Consider the following 21,505-nt stretch of genomic DNA (forward strand, 5'->3'; position numbering starts at 1 on the left):
CCTCTATGGAACCGATCGTGCTGTTCAAGCAGGGCATGCTGCTGGTGGTCGTGTTGTCGGCTCCGCCGCTGATCGTGGCGGTGGTCGTTGGTGTACTGACCTCGCTGGTGCAGGCCCTGATGCAGATTCAGGACCAGACGTTGCCGTTTGGTATCAAACTGGTGGCGGTGGGTATCACGCTGGCTGTGACGGGCCGTTGGATTGGCGTGGAATTGATCCAGTTGATCAACCTGACTTTCGACATGATCGCCCGCTCGGCGCTGAACTGAGGCATTGCCTGTGTTGCTATACCTTGAGTTCCTGCCCAGCCTGCTGATTGGCATGGCGCGTATTTACCCCTGCGCGTTCCTGGTGGCGGCGTTTTGTTTTCAGCACATACGCGGTATGCCCAGGCACACGATCGTGATGGTCATGGCGCTGCTCCCCGCACCCGGCATCCACGCAGCGTTGGCGGGTAGCGACTACTCGGCGCTGATGCTCACCGGGTTAGTGCTCAAGGAGGCCATGCTGGGTTTTTTGCTGGGCGTGTTGCTGTCGATGCCGTTCTGGATGTTTGAGGCAGTAGGGGCGCTGTTGGATAACCAGCGGGGTGCCTTGGCCGGTGGCCAGTTGAATCCCTCGCTCGGCCCGGACGCCACGCCCATCGGCCACCTGTTCAAGGAGCTGGCGATTTTTCTTTTGATGGCCACCCTGGGCCTGGGGGCGCTGACCCAGGTGATTTGGGACAGCTACCAGATCTGGCCGCCGACCGCCTGGTTTCCGGTGGTGGGGCCTAATGGGTTCGGTACTTTTATCGCGCTGCTGGGCGATACCTTCACGCACATGATGCTCTACGCGGCGCCTTTTATCGCGGTGTTGCTGTTGCTTGAATTCGGCATCGCTTTGCTTGGGCTTTACAGCCCCCAGCTGCAAGTGAGTACGCTGGCCCCACCGGTCAAATGCCTGGCGGGCATTGGTATTTTGATCCTGTACTTTGCGTTGCTGCAGGACTTGATCGTCGGGCGCATGGTGCTGCTGGGCGACCTCAAACACTCTCTGGGCTTGATGTTCAAGGTACCGACGCCATGAGCGATTCGGGCGAGAAAAAGCACCCGGCCAGTGCCAAAAAGCTGCGCGACCAACGCAAGAAAGGCCAGGTCGCCCAAAGCCAGGATGTCGGCAAATTGCTGGTGTTGACCGCCATCAGTGAAATCGCGTTATTCACGGCCGAAACCAGTCTGCAGCGCTTTCAGCAACTGATGGTGTTGCCCCTGTCACGAATCGGCCAGCCTTTTGTTCACGCCCTGGAGGAAGTGCTGTTGGACGCCCTGGTGGTGTTCTTCTCGTTCGCCCTGTTGATGGTCGGGGTGGCGATTGCAGTGAAGTTGATCAGCAGTTGGATGCAGTTCGGGCTGCTGTTTGCACCGGAAACCTTGAAGCTGGATTTCAATCGCCTCAACCCGCTCAAACAAGCCAAGCAAATGGTCTCCAAGCAGTCGCTGATGAATGTGTTGATGGGCATCGTCAAGGCGGTGCTGCTGGGCCTGATTCTGTACGTGGTGATCGGCCCGTCATTGAACGCATTGATCAACCTCGCCAACAGCGACCTGCAAAGTTACATCCTGGCGCTTATCACCCTGTTTCGCCATTTGCTGCATGCGTGCCTGGGCCTGTTGTTGGTGCTGGCGCTGATTGACCTGACATTGCAGAAGTATTTCTTTGCCCAGCGCATGCGCATGACTCAGGTTGAGGTGGTCAAGGAGTACAAGGACATGGAGGGCGACCCCCACGTCAAGGGCCAACGGCGCCAGCTCGCACAGCAACTGGCTCAGGAGGAGCCGAAGGTCAAGCTGCCCAAGCTCGAAGAGGCTGACATGCTGGTGATCAACCCCACGCACTTTGCCGTTGCCTTGTACTACCGGCCCGGTAAAACCCCACTGCCGCTGTTGGTGGACAAGGGCACCGATGCCGAGGCGCGACAATTGATCGCCCGCGCCAAGGCCGCCGATGTGCCGGTCATCCAATGTGTGTGGTTGGCGCGTACGCTGTATGAGAAAAAGCTGGGGGCGAGCATTCCTCGCGATACGTTGCAGGCCGTGGCACTTATCTACCGGACCCTGCGCGAGCTGGATGATGACGCCAAGCGTGAAACCCTGGAGTTGCCGGAGCTTGAACAGCGCTGATCAGCGAGCCATGCCGCCGTCCAAGGCTTCAAGGTTGGCCAGCGAGAGCATCCGGCTGAGCGTTGGCTCAAGTGCCGTGCGTTGCGCAGGCAGGGCATGCCAGATCACCAGGGCACGTTTGCCATCGAGATAAGCGAAGCAGCCCTCGAACGCGATGGCCTGTTCGAAGCGGCGCTCCAAGACGCGTTGCAACTGCCCGGCCTGCAACGCCTCGCCGGCTATTTGCAGGCTCAGCCCCTGGCGTGCGCCGACCTGCAGGGTGCACAGCTTGATTCCCGGGCAGAGCTGCAGGAGAGCGGCATCGCCGCTCTCCAGGCTGTCCAGGAACGCTTGGCGGTTCAAGTCATTGCCAGGTAGCCCCATTGCACTCATCGTTCCAGTGACACTGTCTGATAGTCCGCGCGTTCGCCTGACGGGCCAGGGGCCACACGCATCTGCGGCGGCCACCAGACTACCAGCGTGTCAGCACTCGATTGCGGGCGTGTGCAGGAATCGCCTTTGCAGGTGGGCGTACAGCCGGCGACGAGCAGTGCCACACCGATCAGGGTGGCGTACAAGAGTCCGTGTTTCATGGCGTAGTCTTCTGGGTTGGGGTGAGGAGGGAAGGGCGGGTCACGCCAATGTGTTCATCCTTCACGACGGGACGCATGGCGATGAACACTTCGGCTTCCTCACCCGGTTTGAGCCAGGCGCGCGGCCAGACACTGACCGCCAGGGTCTGCGAGTTGCTGCATTCATTTTCATCGATACGCACATTGCGTTTGATCTGGTTGCGCAGCACCACCACCGCCACGTTGAATTGTGGGCCGGCGTACCATTGGCTGCGTTCAGTGTTGAGTGCCAACACATCGCGAGTGGTGCACAAGGTGTTCAAACCCAGGGGCATCGGCCCGGCCTTGAAGCCATCAGGCACTTGCCCGCTGACGAGACGCGCCAGGGTACCGGTGATCTCGCTGCGCTTGATCTCTGGCTGGTGGGGAGAAAGGCGGCGGGCCAAGGGTTTGAGGGCGGCTTGCAATTCAGCCTGGTCCTCTTGGGGCAAGTAGCGTGAAGGGTCGGCCTGATCGCCGATGACCCGTGGGGTCAGGATGAACAGGCGTTCGCGACGATTATTCAGGCGCTCAGTCGAGGAGAACAACGCCTTGCCCAGCAACGGGATATCTCCCAGCAGTGGCACCTTGCTGCGCTTGTCTGTGTTGTTCGTGACGTGGAACCCACCGACCACCAACGAGCGTTTTTCCGCCATCACCGCTTGGGTGCTGACCTTGCCTCGGCGTACATCGAGGTCTTTGATCGAGGGGTTGGACTCATCGAAATTGCCGTCTTCAATATCCACCACCAAGTGGATCTGATGGCTGCCGCGGCTGGTGATGACCCGGGGTACTACCTGAAAACTGGTACCGACGGTGACCGGCAAAATGGTTGCGTTCTCTGTACCCGCCTCCAGGAATCGCGTGCGGTTGAAGTCGATGACCGCCGGCTGGTTTTCCAGGGTGAGTACCGAGGGGTTGGAGACCAGGGTTGCCAGGCCTCGGACCTCCAAGGCGCGTACGGCTGCGATGAAACTGTCACGGTTGGCAATGGCCAACTGTGAGGTGGTGCCGGGCGCTACGCTGGCGCCGCCACGGAAACGGCTGTTTTGAAAGCCCCAGGTGACCCCGAATTCGTTCAGTTGCGTGCGCTCGATATCAAGGATGATTGCGTCGATCTCCACCAGTTTGCGCGCGACGTCGAGTTGGGTGATCAACTCGCGGTACATCGCCTGGCGCTCCGGCAGGTCGTAAATCAGTACCGCGTTGTTACGCACGTCGGCCTCGACACGGATGCGACTGGTTGCCCGTGAGGCGCGCGGGGTGAGCGATGCGCCGGTCGCCAACTCCCCGCTGTTCGCTGACGTGCCGAGCATTTGCTCCAATAGCGGGTTACTCAGCCGGGGGACGTTCGGCGTCACCATGGCGTTTTGCGACTGGGCGCCGGGGGGCTGGCTCGCGCTTGAGAGTGCGGAGGGCGTGCGCGGTTCCAGCAACCCGCGCAGCATGGTGGCGATGCCCGGGATGGTCAGTTTTTCACCGCGATAATCCACCACGCGGTCGGTCGCGTTGGCGAACTTCAGCGGATAACTCAGTACGCTCTGTTTTTCATCCGGTGTGCGGCGCTGGCTGCTGAATTGTTTGATCTGCTCGATATAGCGCTTGGGGCCCGAGACCAGCACCACGCCGTCTTCTGGCAGCTCGCCCCAGCCGAAGCGGCTATCGAGCAGGCCGATATCGGTCAGGGCTTGCTTGAGATCGGAGAGGGTCTCGGAGGAAACTTCCAGTCGCGCCGACTCTTGCTGGTCCAGCGTGCTGATGTACAGGGTGTTGTTGTACATGTACCACTGGAAGCGGTGCTCAACGCCCAGCCTGTCGAGCAATGACTGGGGAGTGTTGGCGCGTATCTTGCCATTGACGATGCCTTCCAGCAGGCCTTCGACCTGTAGCTGAATGCCAAAGGTTTGCGCGAAATCTTCCAGCACTTCCCGCAGGGGCTTGTGCTGCGCCTCATAGGCGTAGGCCGTGTTTTTCCATTCGGGCGGAATGGCGGCCAGGGTGCTTTCCAACGGCGCCAGCAACCAGGGCAGCAGCATCAGGCTGCGCCAGTGACTACTTTTGGTCGCGCACGCAGACGAGTCGGCGCACAAACCAATGCGTTTGTGGGGCTTGTTGTACATGGAGGGTTCTCTGATTAATGCGCCAGCGAGCGTAGCGACAAAGAGGGGCGCGGGAGTGCCGGCCGAAGTTGGCGCGCGATCATCGCGCGCCAGGCGTCACGTTGGTTGAGAAGGTTTTCGACGCCGCTCAAGACGTGCTTGTCATCCAGATCATCCGGTAGGGGCAGGCACTGGACCAGCCACAGCGCGCCACTGTCCGGCGCTTGCGCCAGGGCGCCCTGGAAGTGGTTCAGGCTGGGTTCACCTGGCCGCATCCAGGTTTCCAGTTGCGCGTTATCGGGCCTGTGCAGCGTCAGTTGGACACCTAATCGCAGTGTGCCCGACAGGCGTTGCAGGGTAATTGCGTGGCCGTCTTCAAACAGGGTGAGTGAGTCTTCACGACCCCGCGCCCAGTGGATGATCAGGGCGTTCAACTTACTGCACGCCGTCGAGCGCAGTTTTGAGCAGCATGTGTTTGGCACGGATCTGTTCGTGAAAAGCCCACTTGGCGTTACGTTGCTGCAGGCCTAGTTCGAAAAGGTCGACATCGGCGTCGTCTATGTCCGGATCCGCCATCGCCGTTTCCGCCCGATTTTTTTCAAGGTCGCTTCGTCGCAACAGTTGGCTCTTCAGGTTTGCGTAGAGTTCCATAAACATTTACTCGTGATGTGTATGAACTATGTGGCGTGCAGATCGCCACCAGTTCCATGCGGATTAACGTTTTTTAACCCTAAGGATTGCCACGTTTCACCCAGGACGCTCACTTGAAAATGCGGCTTCGGTGACCAGCAATATCTTGCGCATCGAGGCCCAATCGATACGAAAGTCGCCTTCGTCTGTTTCCAGTACCAGTGTCTGCGGCCTAACCCGGTCATCCGCGCGAAGTACCCAGTGGGTGATGTCCAGCATGGCGAGCGATTGCTTCAGACTCTCCACTTCCTGCGGGTGACACAGGAGGGTTGCGGTGACGTTAGGAAGCTGTGTGGCCATCAATCGTTTGATCAGGGCGCTGAGGCGTTGCGCGGGAGGAATGTCGTCCAGCAGGCAACACAGCGCCTGGTCGGCGATCGACGTGGCGTATCGCTCCAGGTTGTCGCACAGGACCTGGCGTTGGTGTTCCCACTCTTCGAGCTGGGCGTTGGCCCGTTGCCAGAACGCCTGGTGCGCTTGCTCAAGCAGGGCGTCGCGCTGTTCTGCTGCCTGGCTCAACACCTCATCTGCCTGGGCTTTGGCACGCTCGAGCATTTGGCTGGCTTGAGCGCTTTCCCTGAGCATTTCCTGGGTAATCAAGACAGGTGCCTGGCCGGCAGAGCTGTCGTATAAGTCAATTTTACGTCGGCATAGCATCGTGGGGCAGCTCTTTCAGTTTAGGAAGTCTTCGTCGCGCGTGGTCGTCACCCGCCAGACGATGGCTTGCCAGAGCGTGTCGAGCCGGCTGTGTGCGTCTTCGAGTGAGTGAGATGTTGCTTCCATTTGCTGCACCCGTGGGCGTGAAAAACGTAAGCGAAGCCGTTGCCAGATGGCAGGCGGGACCCAGGCACGCAGGAGCTGCAGTGGATCGTCCTCGGGCTGCAACAACGCTTCAGGGCTTAACGCTTTGGAGAGACGCAGGCACCACAGGTGATGGATGTCGCTTACCGTTCCGTCGAGAGGGCGATGACAGGTGTTGCCCAGCAGAGCCAGCATCTGGTTGAGTTGTTCGGTTGAGGCGAGGGCCAGCCGAAGTACGGTGGTGTGAGGCGGCGGCGGCAGGCAGGGCTCGATGCCCAGGAGCTTGCTGATCCGCGTGTGCTGGGCACGACAAAGTGCGTCCACGCTTTCCTGGTCAAGTACACGCCAATCTGCGTGCGAGGCCTCCCAGGGAAGGGCCCACCATTGGGCCCAGGCCCGTTGTTCACTCATCGGGCAACGTTGCCCCATTGGGTGTCGCTTGCGCGCGCTTTCGGTTACGCCAGAACATTCCGCCGGCCACCGCCAGCACGCTACCGACCACTAAAAACGCTACGCAGGCGCGCAAGAACGCGACGTCGCTTTCCGGGAGAAGGAAAGGCCCGAAATAGCCCAGTCGTTGTTGCTCCGTATAGGCTGTGGACGGCACAAAAACCACTGTCAGTTTTTGTGAGTTATCCACCGCAGTCGACATGCCGGGGATGCTGCTGGCGACCATACGGCGTACACGGGCGCGAATATTGTCGGGCTCAAGCCTTGGATCATGCTTGATAAACACCGATGCGGAGGCGGGCTGTACCGGTTCCCCTGGCGCGACACGTTCGGGCAGCACGACGTGAACGCGTGCGACGATAACGCCGTCGATGTTCGACAGGGTGGCTTCGAGCTCCTGGGACAAGGCATAGATGTAACGAGCGCGTTCCTCCAGAGGGGTGGAAATGACGCCCTCCTTGCGAAAAGTTTGCCCCATCGTGACACGTGCAACCTTGGGCAGCCCGGCGGCTTCCAGCGTACGAACCGCTCGGCTGATGTCCGAGGCGCTGACACGAACAGTCACCCCCTCTTTGGCCGGGATTTTTTGTGCGCGTATGTGTTTGTCCGCCAGTTCCGCAATGACCTCATTGGCTTCCTGTTCGGACAGTTGACGGTGCAATTCAACACTTTCACCGCAGCCGCTCAGCATGAGTACCAGCGATAACATGAAGCCCGGGGTCAGGAGACGGATCATTTTTACCTACTGCAGGTTGCTGATTTTTTCGAGGAATTGGGCGGTTTTACCGACGCTCTTGGTCAGCACCTGGGTGAGCAGCAGGGTGTCTGAAAGGTTGCCGGCATAGTTGGCGCTGTCCTTTTCCTTGTTACCGGTACTGTAGGCACGCAGGCCCTTGGTCAAGCCGGTGGTCGACTTGACCAGTTGATTGGATGCGTCGATCAGTAGGTTCGAGGACGGGGAGGCTGATGAAGCGGTGACGGGGCGTGCCGAACCTTCCAGCTGTGAGCTGAAAAAACTCACGTCTTCCCGGGGGAGTGTCGACTCTTGAGTGTTGGAGGGGTTCAGGGCGCCGTTGTTACCCGACATGAGGTTACGTTCTACACGCATAGAGGGCCTTCACGAGTGATGGAAGAAGCCTCTCCTGCCGACAGGCAGGAGAGGTTAGCGAGTTATCGCACTGCTTCAGCGTTCTTTTTGGCCTCGTTCGTTTCGTAAACCTTGTTGCTTCGCTCGAAGGATTTACGTTGCATTTGGTCGCGCTGCTCTTCCAAGTCCTCGTTCTTCCCGTTACCGCCGATAAGCGAGCCGCTGAGAGACTGGAGAAGTGAGGAAATACTGCTGATATCCATGTTGATGACTCCGTTGTTGGTGTATGAGAGATTAATGTTCAGCCAAGCTTTTCTCTGCGCAGAATGCAGACACTGAGAACTCTTGGCACTTTAACTGTGTGGCCCCTACCAACAAAAGCGTTCCAAATATTTCATCTGTGGATATTTAAAGTTGTATTTCTTTGCTGTGGCAGCGACTGACATCAATTCAGTGATATATCCAATTGTTTCATCCTGTAGTAGAGCGTGCGTTTGGCGATGCGCAGTTCAACCGCCACCTCCTCTACGTTATGCGCATGACGGCGCAGCGACTCTTCAATCAGTATTTTCTCTATTTGTTGTAAGCGGTCTTTCAAGTTCAGTGGTGTTTCCTGGGCTTCCACCGCCGGCACTGTGAGCGGTGGCAGCCCCAGTACAAAGCGTTTGGCCGTAGAGCGCAGTTCGCGCACGTTGCCCAGCCAGGTGTGACATAGCAGTTGTTGAAGCAATTCATTGGAGGCGAGAGGGGCGGCGTAGTTGAAGTTATCGGCCTCCTGTCGAACCATGTCGAGGAACAAGGGCACAATCCGCTCGTGCCGTTCTCGCAGGGGGGAGAGCTTGATGTTGACGACATTCAGGCGGAAGTACAGGTCACGCCTGAATGTGCCTTGTTCGACCATCTCATGCAGTGACTGCTGGGCGGAGGCGATGACGCGCATGTTCACAGGGATGAAGCGGGTTGACCCCAGGCGCTCCACACCGCGGGCTTCCAGCACACGCAGCAGTTTGGCTTGCAGCGAGAGCGGCATGCTGTCGATTTCATCCAGGTACAGCGTGCCCAGGTGTGCGGTCTCGATAAAACCGGCCCGTGACTGCACTGCACCGGTATAGGCGCCGCTGTTGACACCGAAGAGCTGGCTCTCCGCGAGGCTTTCCGGGATGGCGGCGCAGTTGACGGCAACGAAGTTGCCGCGTCGGCCGGACAGGCGATGTATCCGTTGCGCCAAGGTATCTTTACCGGTACCGGTTTCCCCCAGTAACAAGATGTCAACATTGAGTGCGGCAGTCGTATTGAGTGTGCTTTCAATATCTACGTCCTCAATGAATGGGGCGTCTAGTTCACTTTCCTTTTGGTAGGCGGCCGACATTTTGCTATCACTTCACTATGAGTAGAGCGGTATTCAACGGGGGGCGCAGTAAACCGTAATTTATCCGGGGTGTCACTGTTCTTTAAGTAGGAAAACGTCTCGGGTTGTATTGAGGTTTTGAGGCGGACACTGCAAAAAGGTTAGTTCAAGTGTCGGAGTCGGAAAGTGCCAGGTTTATTCGTAGGATTAAACTTAAAGTTCGGTAGATTAGATGAGGTTGTTTTGCTGGGTTAAAGACGTGAAGGCCTATATCACGTTACGGCGGTGCCAAACAGCAGCCACAAAAAAGCCGATGCAGTGCATCGGCTTTTTGTTTGCGACGAACGCCGCAGGTAACGCTTACACGTTGAAACGGAAGTGCATCACGTCGCCATCCTTGACGATGTATTCCTTGCCTTCCAGGCGCCATTTACCGGCTTCCTTGGTACCGGCTTCACCCTTGTACTGGATGAAGTCGTTATAGGCGATGACTTCGGCGCGGATGAAGCCTTTTTCGAAGTCGGTGTGGATCACGCCAGCGGCCTGTGGTGCAGTGGCACCGACTTTGACGGTCCACGCGCGGACTTCTTCGACACCGGCAGTGAAGTAAGTCTGCAGGTGCAGCATTTCGTAGCCCGCACGGATTACACGGTTCAAGCCAGGTTCTTCCAGGCCGAGGGCCTCGAGGAACATGTCTTTCTCTTCGCCGTCATCCAGCTCGGCAATTTCTGCTTCGATCTTGTTGCACACCGGAACAACGATGGCGCCTTCTTCGTCGGCAATAGCCTTGACCACGTCGAGCAGCGGGTTGTTCTCGAAGCCGTCTTCAGCAACGTTGGCGATGTACATCACCGGCTTGGTGGTCAGCAGATGGAAGCCTTTGATCACCGCTTTTTCGTCGGCATTCATGCTCTTCATCAGGCTGCGCGCTGGTTTGCCCAAGGTGAAGTGAGCGATCAGTTGCTCCAGCAGGCCTTTCTGGACCACTGCGTCCTTGTCGCCGCCCTTGGCGTTACGCGCGACTTTCTGCAGTTGCTTTTCGCAGCTGTCGAGGTCGGCGAAGATCAGTTCCAGGTCGATGATCTCGATGTCGCGTTTCGGGTCGACACTGTTGGAGACGTGAATCACGTTCTCGTCTTCAAAGCAGCGGACCACGTGGGCGATGGCATCGGTTTCCCGGATGTTGGCCAGGAACTTGTTGCCCAGACCCTCACCTTTCGACGCGCCGGCCACCAGGCCCGCGATGTCGACGAATTCCATGGTGGTCGGCAGGATGCGCTTGGGATTGACGATGGCCGCCAGCGCTTGCAGGCGCGGGTCCGGCATGGCCACGATGCCGCTGTTGGGTTCGATGGTGCAGAAGGGGAAGTTCTCCGCCGCAATACCGGACTTGGTCAAGGCGTTGAACAGGGTGGATTTGCCGACGTTGGGCAGGCCGACGATGCCGCAATTGAATCCCATGGTGTTTCCCCTCGGTAAGAGTCAGGCCTTCTGGCTGTGCAGGTTTTTCATCGCACGGTTCCATTCACCGGCGAAGATATCCGGCAGCACGCCGAGGGCAAAGTCGATGCTGGCATCGAGTTTTTCCTGTTCGGCGCGTGGCGCACGACCCAGGACGAAATTTGAAACCATACTGGCAACGCCTGGGTGGCCAATGCCGAGCCGCAGACGGTAAAAATTATTCTGATTGCCCAACTGCGCAATGATGTCGCGCAGGCCATTGTGGCCGCCATGCCCGCCGCCCAACTTGAGTTTGGCAACGCCGGGTGGCAAGTCCAGTTCGTCATGGGCCACCAGGATTTCTTCGGGTTTTATCCGGAAGAAGCCCGCAAGCGCCGCGACAGCCTGGCCGCTGCGGTTCATGTAGGTGGTGGGAATCAGCAGACGAACATCCTGACCCTGGTGCGAGAAGCGCCCGGTCAGGCCAAAATATTTGCGATCAGCCGTAAGGCTCACACCTTGGGCGTGGGCGATACGCTCAACAAAAAGGGCCCCCGCGTTATGCCGGGTCTGTTCGTATTCGGCGCCTGGATTTCCCAGGCCAACGATCAGTTTAATGGCAGTCACGACAGGGGCCCTTCCTTTGGAGTTGTGGATAACATCGCCAGACCTAAGTGCGGCGAAAGTGGACGGCAGGAGCTAACTTATCCAGAGATAAACTTCGCGTTGTCGCCCGCTTTCTCGCTACGTTCCGGTCCGCGATGTTTCCTCAAGCTCCGGCAATACAGAGTGAATTACTCTGCAGCGCCTTCTTCAGCTTCTGGTGCAACGCGTGGAGCGTGAACGTTTGCAACAGCTTTGTCATCACCGTGAGCCAGTGCAACAAACTCAACGCCTTTAGGGGCTTTGAGGTCGGACAGGTGAACGATGTCGCCGATTTCCAGAGCCGACAGGTCGACTTCGATGAACTCAGGCAGGTCTTTCGGCAGGCAGGTCACTTCGATCTCGGCAACAACGTGCGAAACTTCGCCGCCTTTCTTGACCGGGGCTTCTTCACCAACAAAGTGTACAGGCACGATAGCGGTCAGTTTCTGACCGGCTACTACGCGTACGAAGTCAGCGTGCAGCACGTGGCCTTTAGCTGGGTGACGTTGCAGTGCCTTGATGATGACGTTCTGCTTCTTGCCACCAACGTTCAGCTCGATGATGTGGCTGTAGGCCGCATCGTTTTCGAGCAGTTTGGCAACTTCTTTAGCCAGCATGCTGATGGATTCAGGGGCTTTTTCGCCACCGTAAACTACAGCTGGAACCAGGCTTGCGAGACGACGCAGGCGGCGGCTCGCACCTTTCCCCAGGTCGGAACGCAGTTCAGCATTCAAAGTAAAATCGTTCATGTTGTATCTCCAAAATAACCACATTCGCCCCAGCGTTTGCGACCAGCGCTAAAGGCGATATGGGCAAAAAAGCCCCGCCCCAACAGAATGCTGGGGCGGGGCGCTTTTCGTCAGTGGATGTTTCGTAAGGGCTGACCCTTAACGGAACATCGCGCTGATCGATTCTTCGTTGCTGATGCGGCGAACCGCTTCGGCAACTACCGGTGCGATATCCAATTGACGGATACGCGAACAGGCTTGAGCTGCTGCGGACAACGGGATGGTGTTAGTCACCACCAGTTCGTCCAGCATGGAGTTCTCGATGTTCTCGATCGCTCGGCCCGACAGCACAGGGTGTGTGCAGTAGGCGAAGACTTTTGCAGCACCGTGCTCTTTCAAGGCTTTGGCCGCGTGGCACAGAGTGCCGGCGGTGTCGACCATGTCATCAACCAGAATACAGGTACGCCCTTCGACATCACCGATGATATGCATCACTTCGGAGTGATTAGCTTTTTCACGGCGTTTGTCGATGATCCCGAGATCCACGCCCAAGGATTTGGCAACAGCCCGTGCACGCACGACGCCACCAATGTCCGGGGACACGATCATCAGGTTTTCAAAGCGCTGATCTTCGATGTCATCCACCAATACTGGGGAGCCGTAGATGTTATCTACCGGAATATCGAAGAACCCCTGGATTTGGTCAGCGTGCAGGTCAACCGTGAGAACACGGTCGATGCCTACCACGGTCAGCATGTCAGCGACGACTTTCGCGCTGATAGCCACACGTGCGGAACGCGGACGGCGATCCTGACGGGCATAACCAAAGTAAGGGATTACAGCTGTGATTCGAGTCGCTGAGGAGCGGCGGAAGGCATCAGCCATCACGACGAGTTCCATCAGGTTATCGTTGGTCGGAGCGCAAGTCGGCTGAATAATGAAGACGTCTTTACCGCGGACGTTTTCATTGATCTCGGCTGTAATTTCGCCGTCGGAGAACTTACCGACAGAGATGTCACCGAGAGGGATATGCAGCTGACGTACGACACGTCGAGCCAGATCGGGGTTAGCGTTCCCCGTAAAGACCATCATCTTGGACACGCGCAGTACCTAGAGGCTGAGGGTAACCTGGATGAGTATTAGAAAATGGCAGGGGCGGCTGGATTCGAACCAACGCATGGCAGGATCAAAACCTGCTGCCTTACCGCTTGGCGACGCCCCTGTATTTGTTGCAACGAGTACCCAGTACTCGGTTCCTTTAGAGCAGACTTTGCAGCTTGCGATGCAACATCGAAACGTTGCTTCCCTTTGCTACAAACCCTGTAAGGGTCTCTGTAAGAAGGGCCGAGACTTTATCAGCTTCAGCTTTGTTTGGGAAGCCCCCAAACACACAACTTCCAGTTCCGGTTAATTTTGCTTCGGTAAATTTACCTAACAAATTCAAAGCGTTACGTACATCTGGATAACGCCTTGCTACAACCGGTAAGCAGTCATTTCGACTGTTTCCCTTGGGAACGGGGCGCACTTTAATGGGAGGAGAGTTACGTGTCAACAGTGGATCTGAAAAAATTTCTGCTGTACTTACAGATACTTGCGGAACAAGCACGACATACCACGGCTCTTCGGGGTATTCCGGGGTGAGTTTCTCGCCCACGCCCTCGGCAAAAGCCGCGTGCCCATGCACGAAAACCGGGACGTCGGCGCCCAGTGTCAGGCCCAGCGTGGCCAGGCGATCGAGGCCCCAACCCAGTTGCCACAAGTGATTCAGGCCGAGCAGCGTGGTCGCGGCATTTGAGCTGCCGCCACCGATGCCACCGCCCATAGGCAAAATTTTATCGATCCAGATGTCGATGCCGAGCGGGCAGCCGGATTGCTCTTGGATTTTTTTCGCGGCTCTCACGATCAGATTGCTGTCGTGGGGCACGCCTTCAAATTCGGTATGCAGCTGGATCACGCCATCGTCGCGTACGGCGAAGGTCAGCTCATCGCCGTAGTCGAGAAATTGAAACAGCGTCTGCAACTCGTGGTAGCCGTCTTCACGGCGCCCCAGAATGTGCAGCATCAAATTGAGTTTGGCTGGGGAGGGCAGGGTCAATGTGGCGACGGTCACGTTATTGCCCCAGCTTGCGCGGTTGCCATTCCTTGATCACCAACGTGACGTCAAGGTCGGTGCCATGCAGTTTGATGCGTTCGGGCAGCCAGTAAGCGCCCTGTTGCACGTAGCTGAGGTACTCAACCTGCCAGCCATCCTGCTCCAGAGTGGCCAGGCGACTGTCGCCGTTGAGGCTAAGGCGGCTCTTGCTATCCGGCGCGGGCAAGCCGCGCACCCACCAGACCAGGTGGGACACCGGCAATTTCCAGCCCATCTGTTCTTCCAGCAAGGCTTCCGGCGTCGTTGCTTCATAGCGACCCTGGTTCGCCACTTCAAGGCTCACTTGCCCCGGTCGGCCGGTCAGGCGCGCCGCGCCACGGCCAAGTGGCCCTGACAGGCGAATGTCGTAATAGTCCTGGCGCTGCAGCCAGAACAACGTGCCGCTGCCGGAATCTTTCGGCGCGCGAACGCCGACCTTGCCGTCGATCTGCCAGCCGTCGATGCTGCTGAGCTGCTCTTTGTGCTGTTTCCATTGCGCCTGGTTGCCCTGGCCTTCAACGGATTCACGGCTGCCAATGCCCGCGCAACCGGCGAGCAAGGCGATCAAACTGAAAACAATGACGTGGCGCAAAAACATAAATTTAAAGGGTCTCAGATCCGGTCAGGCGCTTGATGGTGCCGCGCAGGATGGGGCTTTCGGGTTGTTCCTTGAGGAATTTTTCCCAGATTTGTCGCGCTTCGCGTTGTTTGCCATTGGCCCAGAGCACTTCGCCCAGGTGAGCGGCGACTTCCTGATCGGGGAAGCGCTCGAGTGCCTGGCGTAACAAACGCTCGGCCTCGTCCAGGTTGCCCAGTCGGTAATTGACCCAGCCCAGGCTGTCGAGCACGGCCGGGTCTTCCGGGTTGAGCTTGTGGGCGTGCTCGATCAGCGCCTTGGCTTCGGCGTATCGCGTAGTACGGTCAGACAGGGTGTAACCCAAGGCGTTCAGCGCCATGGCGTTGTCCGGGTCGCGCTTGATGATCAGGCGCAGGTCTTTCTCCATTTGCGCCAGGTCATTGCGTTTTTCCGCCTGCATGGCACGGGTGTACAGCAGGTTCAAGTCGTCCGGGTATTGCAGCAACGCTTGTTGCAGCAACTTCCAGGCGCGTTCGCCCTGTTTGTTGGCTGACAGGGTTTCGGCCTGAATCAGGTACAACTGGATGGCGTAGTCAGGTTCGGCGTCGCGTGCTGCCGCCAGGCGTTTTTCCGCCTCGTCGGTGCGACCGTTGCTCATCAGAATGTCGGCCTGGCGCAGTTGGGCCGGCAGGTAGTCATTGCCAGGGCCGACCTGGGCGTATTCGAGCAGGGCCGCCTGTGGGTCGTTGCGCTCTTCAGCGATACGGCCGAGATTAAGATGCGCGGAGTCCACATGGCTTTCGCGCTGGATCAGCTCCTCAAGGTAACCCTTGGCCTCGTCCCAGGCCTTGGCTTCCAGGCATACCAGTGCCAGCGAGTAGCGCAATTCATCGTCGTCCGGGTATTGCTGGACCAGGTTGGCGAACTGCACTTTGGCGTCCTCCATGCGGTCCTGCTCAACCAGCGTGCGCGCATATGTCAGGCGCAGGCGCTTGTCGTCCGGGTACTTTTTGATGCTTTTTTCCAGCAGTGGAATCGCTTCCTTGCCGCGATTGAGGTTCTGCAGCAGGCGTGCGCGCAGCAAAATCGGGGCGATCTCGCCGTCTTCGGGCGGGTTCTGCTCCAGCAGCTTCAGCGCGGCGTCGGCTTCGTCATCCTGTTGCAACAGCAGCGCCTTGCCGAAAATCAACTGGCTGTTCTTCGGATGTTTTTGCAGCAGGCGGTCGAAACTCTTCATCAGGCCATTGCGAGTGTCCTGGTCGGTGTCGGCAGCCGACAGCGCGAGGAAGTCGAAATGCGTGTCGCCCTTGCCCTGCAGGACTTTCTCCATATAGACCATGGAGTCGTCATAACGCCCGGCGCGCGCCAGTTGAACGGCGGCTGCGCGCTGCGCTTCCAGATCGTCCGGTGCGTTTTTCGCCCAGATCAGCGATGTGTCCAGCGCGGCCTGGTCAGCGCCCAGGTATTCGGCGATGCGAAATGCACGCTCCGAAATGCCTGGGTCCTGGGTATTGATGGCCTGGGTCACGTAGTTATCCAGGGCAATATCGAAACGATTGCGCTGGCCGGCGAGTTCCGCCGTCAGCAGGCTGTAGATCGTTTCTTCATTGAACGAGGAATAAACCTTGGGCTTTTCAGGGGCGGGGGTGCTGTCTTCCACCGGCGGCGTACCGTCCGGCGACACGGGGGCCAAGGCCTGGCAGCCGCTGAGGAAGACAAAAGCAAGGAGCAACGCGGAAGATCTATTCATATAGGAAGAGGACGACTAACCTGCGGTCGGATCATCATGACACAAGCCTTCGGCCAAACATAACCGAGTCTCAGTGGGTGCCTTTATAGACACAAGGCATTAGGACAATAGCCTACGGTGGTTGTTCTGAATCATTCGAAGTAGGACAATTGTCGGCTTCCCGACATCATCAGCGATATTGAATGGCCTTCCTTGCACTCGGTATTAACCACAAGACTGCTTCCGTAGACGTGCGCGAGCGCGTGGCGTTTACGCCCGAGCAGTTGGTTGAGGCCTTGCAGCAGCTCTGCCGGCTCACCGACAGCCGCGAAGCTGCGATCCTTTCGACCTGCAATCGCAGTGAGCTTTATATAGAGCAGGAACATCTTTCAGCGGATGTGGTGCTGCGCTGGCTGGCCGATTATCACCATTTGGATCTCGAGGACCTGCGCGCCAGCGCGTATGTGCACGAAGAGGATGCGGCAGTTCGTCACATGATGCGCGTTGCCTCAGGGCTCGACTCGCTGGTGTTGGGCGAGCCGCAGATCCTCGGCCAGATGAAATCCGCCTACGCCGTGGCCCGCGAGGCCGGAACCGTGGGCCCGCTGCTGGGTCGCCTGTTCCAGGCCACGTTCAATTCGGCCAAGCAAGTGCGCACCGACACCGCCATCGGTGAAAACCCGGTGTCCGTAGCGTTTGCCGCTGTCAGCCTGGCCAAACAGATTTTCAGCGACTTGCAGCGCAGCCAGGCCCTGCTGATCGGCGCCGGTGAAACCATCACTTTGGTCGCCCGCCACCTGCACGACTTGGGCGTGAAGCGTATTGTGGTCGCCAACCGCACCCTGGAGCGCGCGAGCATTCTCGCCGAACAGTTCGGTGCGCATGCCGTGCTGCTCTCGGAGATCCCGGCCGAACTGGTGCGCAGCGATATCGTCATCAGCTCCACCGCCAGCCAGTTGCCGATCCTTGGCAAAGGTGCGGTCGAGAGCGCATTGAAGCTGCGCAAGCACAAGCCGATTTTCATGGTGGATATTGCCGTTCCCCGGGATATCGAGCCAGAAGTCGGCGAGTTGGACGACGTTTACCTCTATAGCGTCGACGATTTGCACGAAGTGGTCGCCGAAAACCTCAAGAGTCGCCAGGGTGCTGCCCAGGCTGCGGAGGAAATGGTCAGTACCGGCGCCGAAGACTTCATGGTGCGCCTGCGTGAGCTGGCGGCAGTGGACGTGCTCAAGGCTTATCGTCAGCAAGGTGAACGCCTGCGCGATGAGGAGTTGGTCAAGGCCCAGCGTTTGCTGGCCAACGGCAGCAGCGCCGAAGAGGTGTTGATGCAACTGGCCCGTGGCTTGACCAACAAGTTGCTCCACGCCCCCAGCGTTCAGTTGAAAAAGCTTACTGCCGAAGGCCGCCTTGATGCGCTGGCCATGGCCCAGGAACTCTTTGCCCTCGGTGAGGGCGCGTCAGATAGCTCTTCGGATAAAAAACCGCAATGAAAGCGTCACTGCTCAATAAACTGGACGTGCTCCAGGACCGTTTCGAAGAACTGACCGCCTTGCTCGGCGATGGCGAGGTCATCTCCGATCAGACCAAGTTCCGCGCCTATTCCAAGGAATACGCCGAAGTTGAGCCGATTGTGGCTACCTACAAAAACCTGACGAAGGTGCAGGCCGACCTCGAAGGCGCCCAGGCGCTGCTCAAGGACAGCGACCCGGACATGCGCGAAATGGCCGTGGAAGAAGTCCGTGAAGCCAAGGACAAACTGGCCGAGCTGGAAGGCGACCTGCAGCGCATGTTGCTGCCCAAAGACCCCAACGACGGGCGCAACGTGTTCCTCGAAATCCGCGCCGGCACCGGTGGCGACGAGGCGGCGATTTTCTCCGGCGACCTGTTCCGTATGTACTCGCGCTATGCCGAGCGCCGTGGCTGGCGCGTCGAGATTCTGTCCGAGAACGAAGGCGAACACGGCGGCTATAAAGAAGTGATCGCCCGGGTTGAAGGCGACAATGTCTACGGCAAGCTGAAATTCGAATCCGGCGCGCACCGCGTGCAGCGGGTTCCGGCGACCGAATCCCAGGGCCGTATCCACACCTCGGCGTGCACCGTGGCCGTGTTGCCCGAGCCGGACGAGCAGGAAGCCATCGAGATCAACCCGGCGGACTTGCGCGTCGACACGTACCGCTCTTCGGGCGCCGGTGGTCAGCACGTCAACAAGACCGACTCGGCGATCCGTATCACTCACTTGCCGTCGGGCATCGTGGTGGAGTGCCAGGAAGAACGTTCCCAGCACAAGAACCGTGCGCGGGCCATGTCCTGGCTGTCGGCCAAGCTCAACGACCAGCAGACCAGCGCCGCCGCCAACGCGATTGCCAGCGAGCGTAAGTCGCTGGTGGGTTCGGGCGACCGCTCCGAGCGCATCCGCACCTACAACTTTGCCCAGGGCCGGGTCACCGACCACCGGGTCAACCTCACCCTTTACTCCCTCGACGAGATTCTCGCCGGTGGCGTAGATGCGGTGATCGAGCCCTTGCTCGCCGAATACCAGGCCGATCAATTGGCGGCGATAGGTGAATAAATGACCATCATTGCCAGCCTTCTGCGCGCCGCCGACCTGCCTGACTCGCCCACCGCGCGCCTGGATGTGGAGTTGTTGCTGGCCGCTGCCCTGGGCAAGTCGCGCAGCTACCTGCACACCTGGCCGGAAAAGATCGTCAGCAGCGAAGATGCGCTGACCTTTGCCGACTACCTGCAACGTCGTCGTGGCGGTGAGCCAGTGGCGTATATCCTCGGCCAACAAGGCTTCTGGAAGCTGGACCTGGAGGTTGCGCCTCATACGCTCATCCCGCGTCCGGAAACCGAGCTGCTGGTGGAAGCCGCGCTGGAACTGTTGCCTGCCAACCCTGCCAGGGTTCTCGACCTGGGCACCGGCAGCGGCGCCATCGCCCTGGCCCTGGCCAGCGAACGCCCGGCCTGGCAGGTCACGGCGGTAGACCGCGTGCTGGAAGCCGTGGCCCTGGCCGAGCGCAATCGCCAGCGCCTGCACCTGAAGAACGCCACGGTGTTGAACAGCCATTGGTTCAGCGCCCTGCAAGGCCAAACCTTCGATCTGATCATCAGCAACCCGCCGTACATTGCCGATAACGATCCCCATCTGGTGGCCGGTGACGTGCGTTTTGAGCCCGCCAGTGCCCTGGTGGCCGGCCATGACGGCCTGGACGATTTGCGGTTGATCATCGCCCAATCCCCGGCCCACCTGAACGCCGGTGGTTGGCTGTTGCTTGAGCATGGCTATGATCAAGCCGCTGCCGTGCGTGACTTGTTACTGGGCGAAGGCTTTGAAGACGTACACAGCCGTATCGACCTCGGCGGCCACGAACGCATCACCCTGGGGCGCCGCCTGTGCTGAGCGATCAGGAGCTGTTGCGCTATAGCCGACAGATTCTGTTGCAGCATGTCGACATCGAAGGCCAGTTGCGCCTGAAAAATGGCCGCGCGCTGATCGTCGGCCTTGGTGGGTTGGGCGCGCCAGTTGCGTTGTATCTGGCCGCCGCCGGTGTGGGCGAGTTGCACCTGGCCGACTTCGACAGCGTCGACCTGACCAACCTGCAACGCCAGATCATCCACGACACGGACAGCGTCGGGCAGACCAAGGTCGATTCGGCCATGCGTCGTCTCACGGCGATCAACCCGGACGTCACACTGCTCGCCCATCGCACAGCGCTGGATGCCGATTCACTGGCGGCGGCGGTGGGGGGCGTCGATGTGGTGCTCGACTGCAGCGACAACTTCTCGACCCGCGAAGCCGTCAACGCCGCCTGCGTCGCTGCCGGCAAGCCATTGATCAGCGGCGCGGCGATTCGCCTGGAGGGGCAACTGTCGGTGTTTGATCCACGCCGCGCCGAAAGCCCTTGCTACCACTGTTTGTATGGGCACGGCAGCGACACTGAACTGACGTGCAGCGAGGCCGGCGTCGTCGGCCCGTTGGTGGGCGTGGTCGGCAGCCTGCAAGCACTGGAAGCCTTGAAATTGCTGGCCGGCTTCGGTGAGCCGTTGGTGGGGCGGCTGTTGCTGATTGATGCCCTGACCACGCGTTTTCGCGAATTGCGCGTCAAACGCGACCCGGGTTGCAGCGTGTGTGGGACCCAACATGGTTAAGGATGCGCCAATTGGTGTGTTCGATTCCGGCGTCGGCGGCCTGTCGGTGCTGGATGAAATCCAGCAGTTGCTGCCCCATGAGTCGCTGCTGTACGTGGCTGACGGCGGGAATATCCCGTATGGCGAGAAATCTCCGGCGTTCATTCTCGAGCGCTCCCGTACCGTCGCGAAGTTTTTCCGCGAGCAGGGTGCCAAAGCCTTTGTGATTGCCTGCAACACTGCGACCGTCGCCGCCGTGGCCGATTTGCGCCAGGACTATCCCGACTGGCCCCTGGTGGGCATGGAGCCCGCGGTCAAGCCGGCGGCTGCCGCCACCCGCAGTGGCGTGGTCGGTGTACTCGCCACCACCGGCACCCTGCAAAGCGCCAAATTTGCCGCCTTGCTCGACCGCTTTGCCACCGATGTGCGGGTCATTACCCAACCGTGCCCAGGCCTGGTGGAGTTGATTGAAACCGGTGACCTCAAGAGTGCCGCCCTGCGCCAGATGTTGCAGGGTTATGTCGAACCGCTGCTCAGCGCCGGTTGCGACACCATCATTCTCGGCTGCACCCATTACCCCTTCCTCAAGCCGCTCCTGGCGCAGATGCTTCCCCCAAGCATCATCCTGATCGACACCGGCGCCGCCGTGGCGCGTCAGCTCAAGCGGCTGCTGGGTGAGCGCAACCTCCTGGCTGGCGCAAACCCTGAGGCTGCACAGTTCTGGACCAGCGGTGATGTCGATCACCTAAGAAATATCCTACCGACACTATGGAAATCTCCTGGAGTTGTGCGTAGTTTTGGTTCGTGAAAAATTCGTGAAACGTCGGCGTTAGAAGCTGAACTTCTGACACCTCGCCAGCTTCTATAACGAGTTAGCTTGTACAAAACCATACAACT

Annotated in this window: 26 protein-coding genes and 1 tRNA gene; 8 read left to right on the forward strand and 19 right to left on the reverse strand. The window is 58.9% G+C overall.

The features are described from left to right. Positions 1–5 precede the first annotated feature (5 nt). The 3 genes from sctS to sctU are packed head-to-tail and all read left to right on the forward strand — an operon-like array spanning position 6 to position 2,162. The gene (gene sctS, locus A7J50_RS03625; protein WP_053254244.1) at positions 6–269 is read left to right on the forward strand and encodes a type III secretion system export apparatus subunit SctS; all 264 of its coding nucleotides are present in this window, start codon (positions 6–8) and stop codon (positions 267–269) included. Between the two features lie 10 nt (positions 270–279). Continuing rightward, positions 280–1,068 carry a type III secretion system export apparatus subunit SctT gene (gene sctT, locus A7J50_RS03630; protein WP_064450590.1) on the forward strand — a complete coding sequence of 263 codons (789 nt, stop codon included), beginning with the start codon at positions 280–282 and terminating at the stop codon, positions 1,066–1,068. Continuing rightward, positions 1,065–2,162 carry a type III secretion system export apparatus subunit SctU gene (sctU, locus tag A7J50_RS03635; RefSeq protein ID WP_064450591.1) on the forward strand — a complete coding sequence of 366 codons (1,098 nt, stop codon included), beginning with the start codon at positions 1,065–1,067 and terminating at the stop codon, positions 2,160–2,162. Before sctT ends, sctU begins: the two co-directional genes overlap by 4 nt. On the opposite strand, the gene A7J50_RS03640 is transcribed toward sctU, so the two are convergent. From A7J50_RS03640 to A7J50_RS03730, 19 genes are all read right to left on the reverse strand, one after another. Further along, positions 2,163–2,534, reverse strand: coding sequence for a hypothetical protein (locus A7J50_RS03640; RefSeq protein ID WP_064450592.1), 372 nt, complete (start codon positions 2,532–2,534; stop codon positions 2,163–2,165). Beyond that, on the reverse strand, positions 2,531–2,734 hold the full coding sequence (gene hrpT / locus A7J50_RS03645; protein ID WP_064450593.1) for an HrpT family type III secretion system protein: 204 nt from the start codon (positions 2,732–2,734) through the stop codon (positions 2,531–2,533). Before hrpT ends, A7J50_RS03640 begins: the two co-directional genes overlap by 4 nt. Then, positions 2,731–4,872 carry a type III secretion system outer membrane ring subunit SctC gene (sctC, locus tag A7J50_RS03650; protein WP_064450594.1) on the reverse strand — a complete coding sequence of 714 codons (2,142 nt, stop codon included), beginning with the start codon at positions 4,870–4,872 and terminating at the stop codon, positions 2,731–2,733. The genes hrpT and sctC overlap by 4 nt, the downstream gene beginning before the upstream one ends. Positions 4,873–4,886: 14 nt before the next feature. After that, positions 4,887–5,285 carry a hypothetical protein gene (locus tag A7J50_RS03655; protein WP_064450595.1) on the reverse strand — a complete coding sequence of 133 codons (399 nt, stop codon included), beginning with the start codon at positions 5,283–5,285 and terminating at the stop codon, positions 4,887–4,889. A 1-nt stretch (position 5,286) separates the two neighbouring features. After that, complete coding sequence (locus A7J50_RS03660) at positions 5,287–5,502, reverse strand: hypothetical protein (protein WP_064450596.1); 216 nt, start codon at positions 5,500–5,502, stop codon at positions 5,287–5,289. Positions 5,503–5,598: 96 nt separating this feature from the next. Then, a complete protein-coding gene (gene sctL, locus A7J50_RS03665) occupies positions 5,599–6,198 on the reverse strand; it encodes a type III secretion system stator protein SctL (protein ID WP_064450597.1) in 600 nt (199 codons plus the stop codon). A 15-nt stretch (positions 6,199–6,213) separates the two neighbouring features. Next, a complete protein-coding gene (locus A7J50_RS03670; RefSeq protein WP_064450598.1) occupies positions 6,214–6,753 on the reverse strand; it encodes a hypothetical protein in 540 nt (179 codons plus the stop codon). Then, a complete protein-coding gene (sctJ, locus tag A7J50_RS03675; protein WP_064450599.1) occupies positions 6,746–7,528 on the reverse strand; it encodes a type III secretion system inner membrane ring lipoprotein SctJ in 783 nt (260 codons plus the stop codon). The genes A7J50_RS03670 and sctJ overlap by 8 nt, the downstream gene beginning before the upstream one ends. A 6-nt stretch (positions 7,529–7,534) precedes the next feature. Further along, positions 7,535–7,900, reverse strand: coding sequence for a hypothetical protein (locus A7J50_RS31815; RefSeq protein ID WP_237140883.1), 366 nt, complete (start codon positions 7,898–7,900; stop codon positions 7,535–7,537). Positions 7,901–7,962: 62 nt separating this feature from the next. Continuing rightward, complete coding sequence (locus A7J50_RS03685) at positions 7,963–8,142, reverse strand: hypothetical protein (RefSeq protein WP_064450600.1); 180 nt, start codon at positions 8,140–8,142, stop codon at positions 7,963–7,965. Positions 8,143–8,324: 182 nt separating this feature from the next. Continuing rightward, positions 8,325–9,248, reverse strand: coding sequence for a sigma 54-interacting transcriptional regulator (locus A7J50_RS03690; protein WP_064450601.1), 924 nt, complete (start codon positions 9,246–9,248; stop codon positions 8,325–8,327). A gap of 339 nt (positions 9,249–9,587) precedes the next feature. Further along, a complete protein-coding gene (gene ychF / locus A7J50_RS03695; RefSeq protein ID WP_064450602.1) occupies positions 9,588–10,688 on the reverse strand; it encodes a redox-regulated ATPase YchF in 1,101 nt (366 codons plus the stop codon). Between the two features lie 21 nt (positions 10,689–10,709). Then, on the reverse strand, positions 10,710–11,294 hold the full coding sequence (gene pth, locus A7J50_RS03700; protein ID WP_053254257.1) for an aminoacyl-tRNA hydrolase: 585 nt from the start codon (positions 11,292–11,294) through the stop codon (positions 10,710–10,712). A 167-nt stretch (positions 11,295–11,461) separates the two neighbouring features. Next, positions 11,462–12,061: a 50S ribosomal protein L25/general stress protein Ctc gene (locus A7J50_RS03705; protein ID WP_064450603.1), complete on the reverse strand. Its 600-nt coding sequence runs from the start codon at positions 12,059–12,061 to the stop codon at positions 11,462–11,464. Positions 12,062–12,199: 138 nt separating this feature from the next. Beyond that, positions 12,200–13,141: a ribose-phosphate pyrophosphokinase gene (locus A7J50_RS03710; protein ID WP_003208392.1), complete on the reverse strand. Its 942-nt coding sequence runs from the start codon at positions 13,139–13,141 to the stop codon at positions 12,200–12,202. A 46-nt stretch (positions 13,142–13,187) separates the two neighbouring features. Next, positions 13,188–13,262 (reverse strand) — tRNA-Gln (locus A7J50_RS03715). A 36-nt stretch (positions 13,263–13,298) separates the two neighbouring features. Continuing rightward, entirely contained in the window at positions 13,299–14,102 is an 804-nt protein-coding gene (ispE, locus tag A7J50_RS03720) for a 4-(cytidine 5'-diphospho)-2-C-methyl-D-erythritol kinase (RefSeq protein ID WP_237140909.1), read from the reverse strand. A 49-nt stretch (positions 14,103–14,151) separates the two neighbouring features. Next, positions 14,152–14,769, reverse strand: coding sequence for a lipoprotein insertase outer membrane protein LolB (gene lolB, locus A7J50_RS03725; RefSeq protein ID WP_064450605.1), 618 nt, complete (start codon positions 14,767–14,769; stop codon positions 14,152–14,154). 4 nt (positions 14,770–14,773) lie between these two features. After that, positions 14,774–16,498, reverse strand: coding sequence for a tetratricopeptide repeat protein (locus A7J50_RS03730; RefSeq protein ID WP_064450606.1), 1,725 nt, complete (start codon positions 16,496–16,498; stop codon positions 14,774–14,776). Between the two features lie 182 nt (positions 16,499–16,680). Here A7J50_RS03730 and hemA point away from each other — a divergent pair, with 182 nt between their 5' ends. Genes hemA through murI form a run of 5 tightly spaced genes read left to right on the forward strand, consistent with a single transcriptional unit; the run spans position 16,681 to position 21,416 of the window. Beyond that, positions 16,681–17,970, forward strand: a complete 1,290-nt coding sequence (gene hemA, locus A7J50_RS03735; RefSeq protein ID WP_064450607.1) for a glutamyl-tRNA reductase — start codon at positions 16,681–16,683, stop codon at positions 17,968–17,970. Continuing rightward, a complete protein-coding gene (gene prfA / locus A7J50_RS03740; RefSeq protein WP_064450608.1) occupies positions 17,967–19,049 on the forward strand; it encodes a peptide chain release factor 1 in 1,083 nt (360 codons plus the stop codon). Before hemA ends, prfA begins: the two co-directional genes overlap by 4 nt. Further along, complete coding sequence (gene prmC, locus A7J50_RS03745) at positions 19,050–19,880, forward strand: peptide chain release factor N(5)-glutamine methyltransferase (protein WP_064450609.1); 831 nt, start codon at positions 19,050–19,052, stop codon at positions 19,878–19,880. Beyond that, positions 19,874–20,629, forward strand: coding sequence for a molybdopterin-synthase adenylyltransferase MoeB (locus A7J50_RS03750; protein ID WP_064450610.1), 756 nt, complete (start codon positions 19,874–19,876; stop codon positions 20,627–20,629). Before prmC ends, A7J50_RS03750 begins: the two co-directional genes overlap by 7 nt. Beyond that, on the forward strand, positions 20,622–21,416 hold the full coding sequence (murI, locus tag A7J50_RS03755; protein WP_064450611.1) for a glutamate racemase: 795 nt from the start codon (positions 20,622–20,624) through the stop codon (positions 21,414–21,416). Before A7J50_RS03750 ends, murI begins: the two co-directional genes overlap by 8 nt. The last annotated feature ends 89 nt before the right edge of the window (positions 21,417–21,505 follow it).

The organism is Pseudomonas antarctica, from assembly GCF_001647715.1.
In the GTDB taxonomy this organism is placed as follows: domain Bacteria; phylum Pseudomonadota; class Gammaproteobacteria; order Pseudomonadales; family Pseudomonadaceae; genus Aquipseudomonas; species Aquipseudomonas antarctica_A.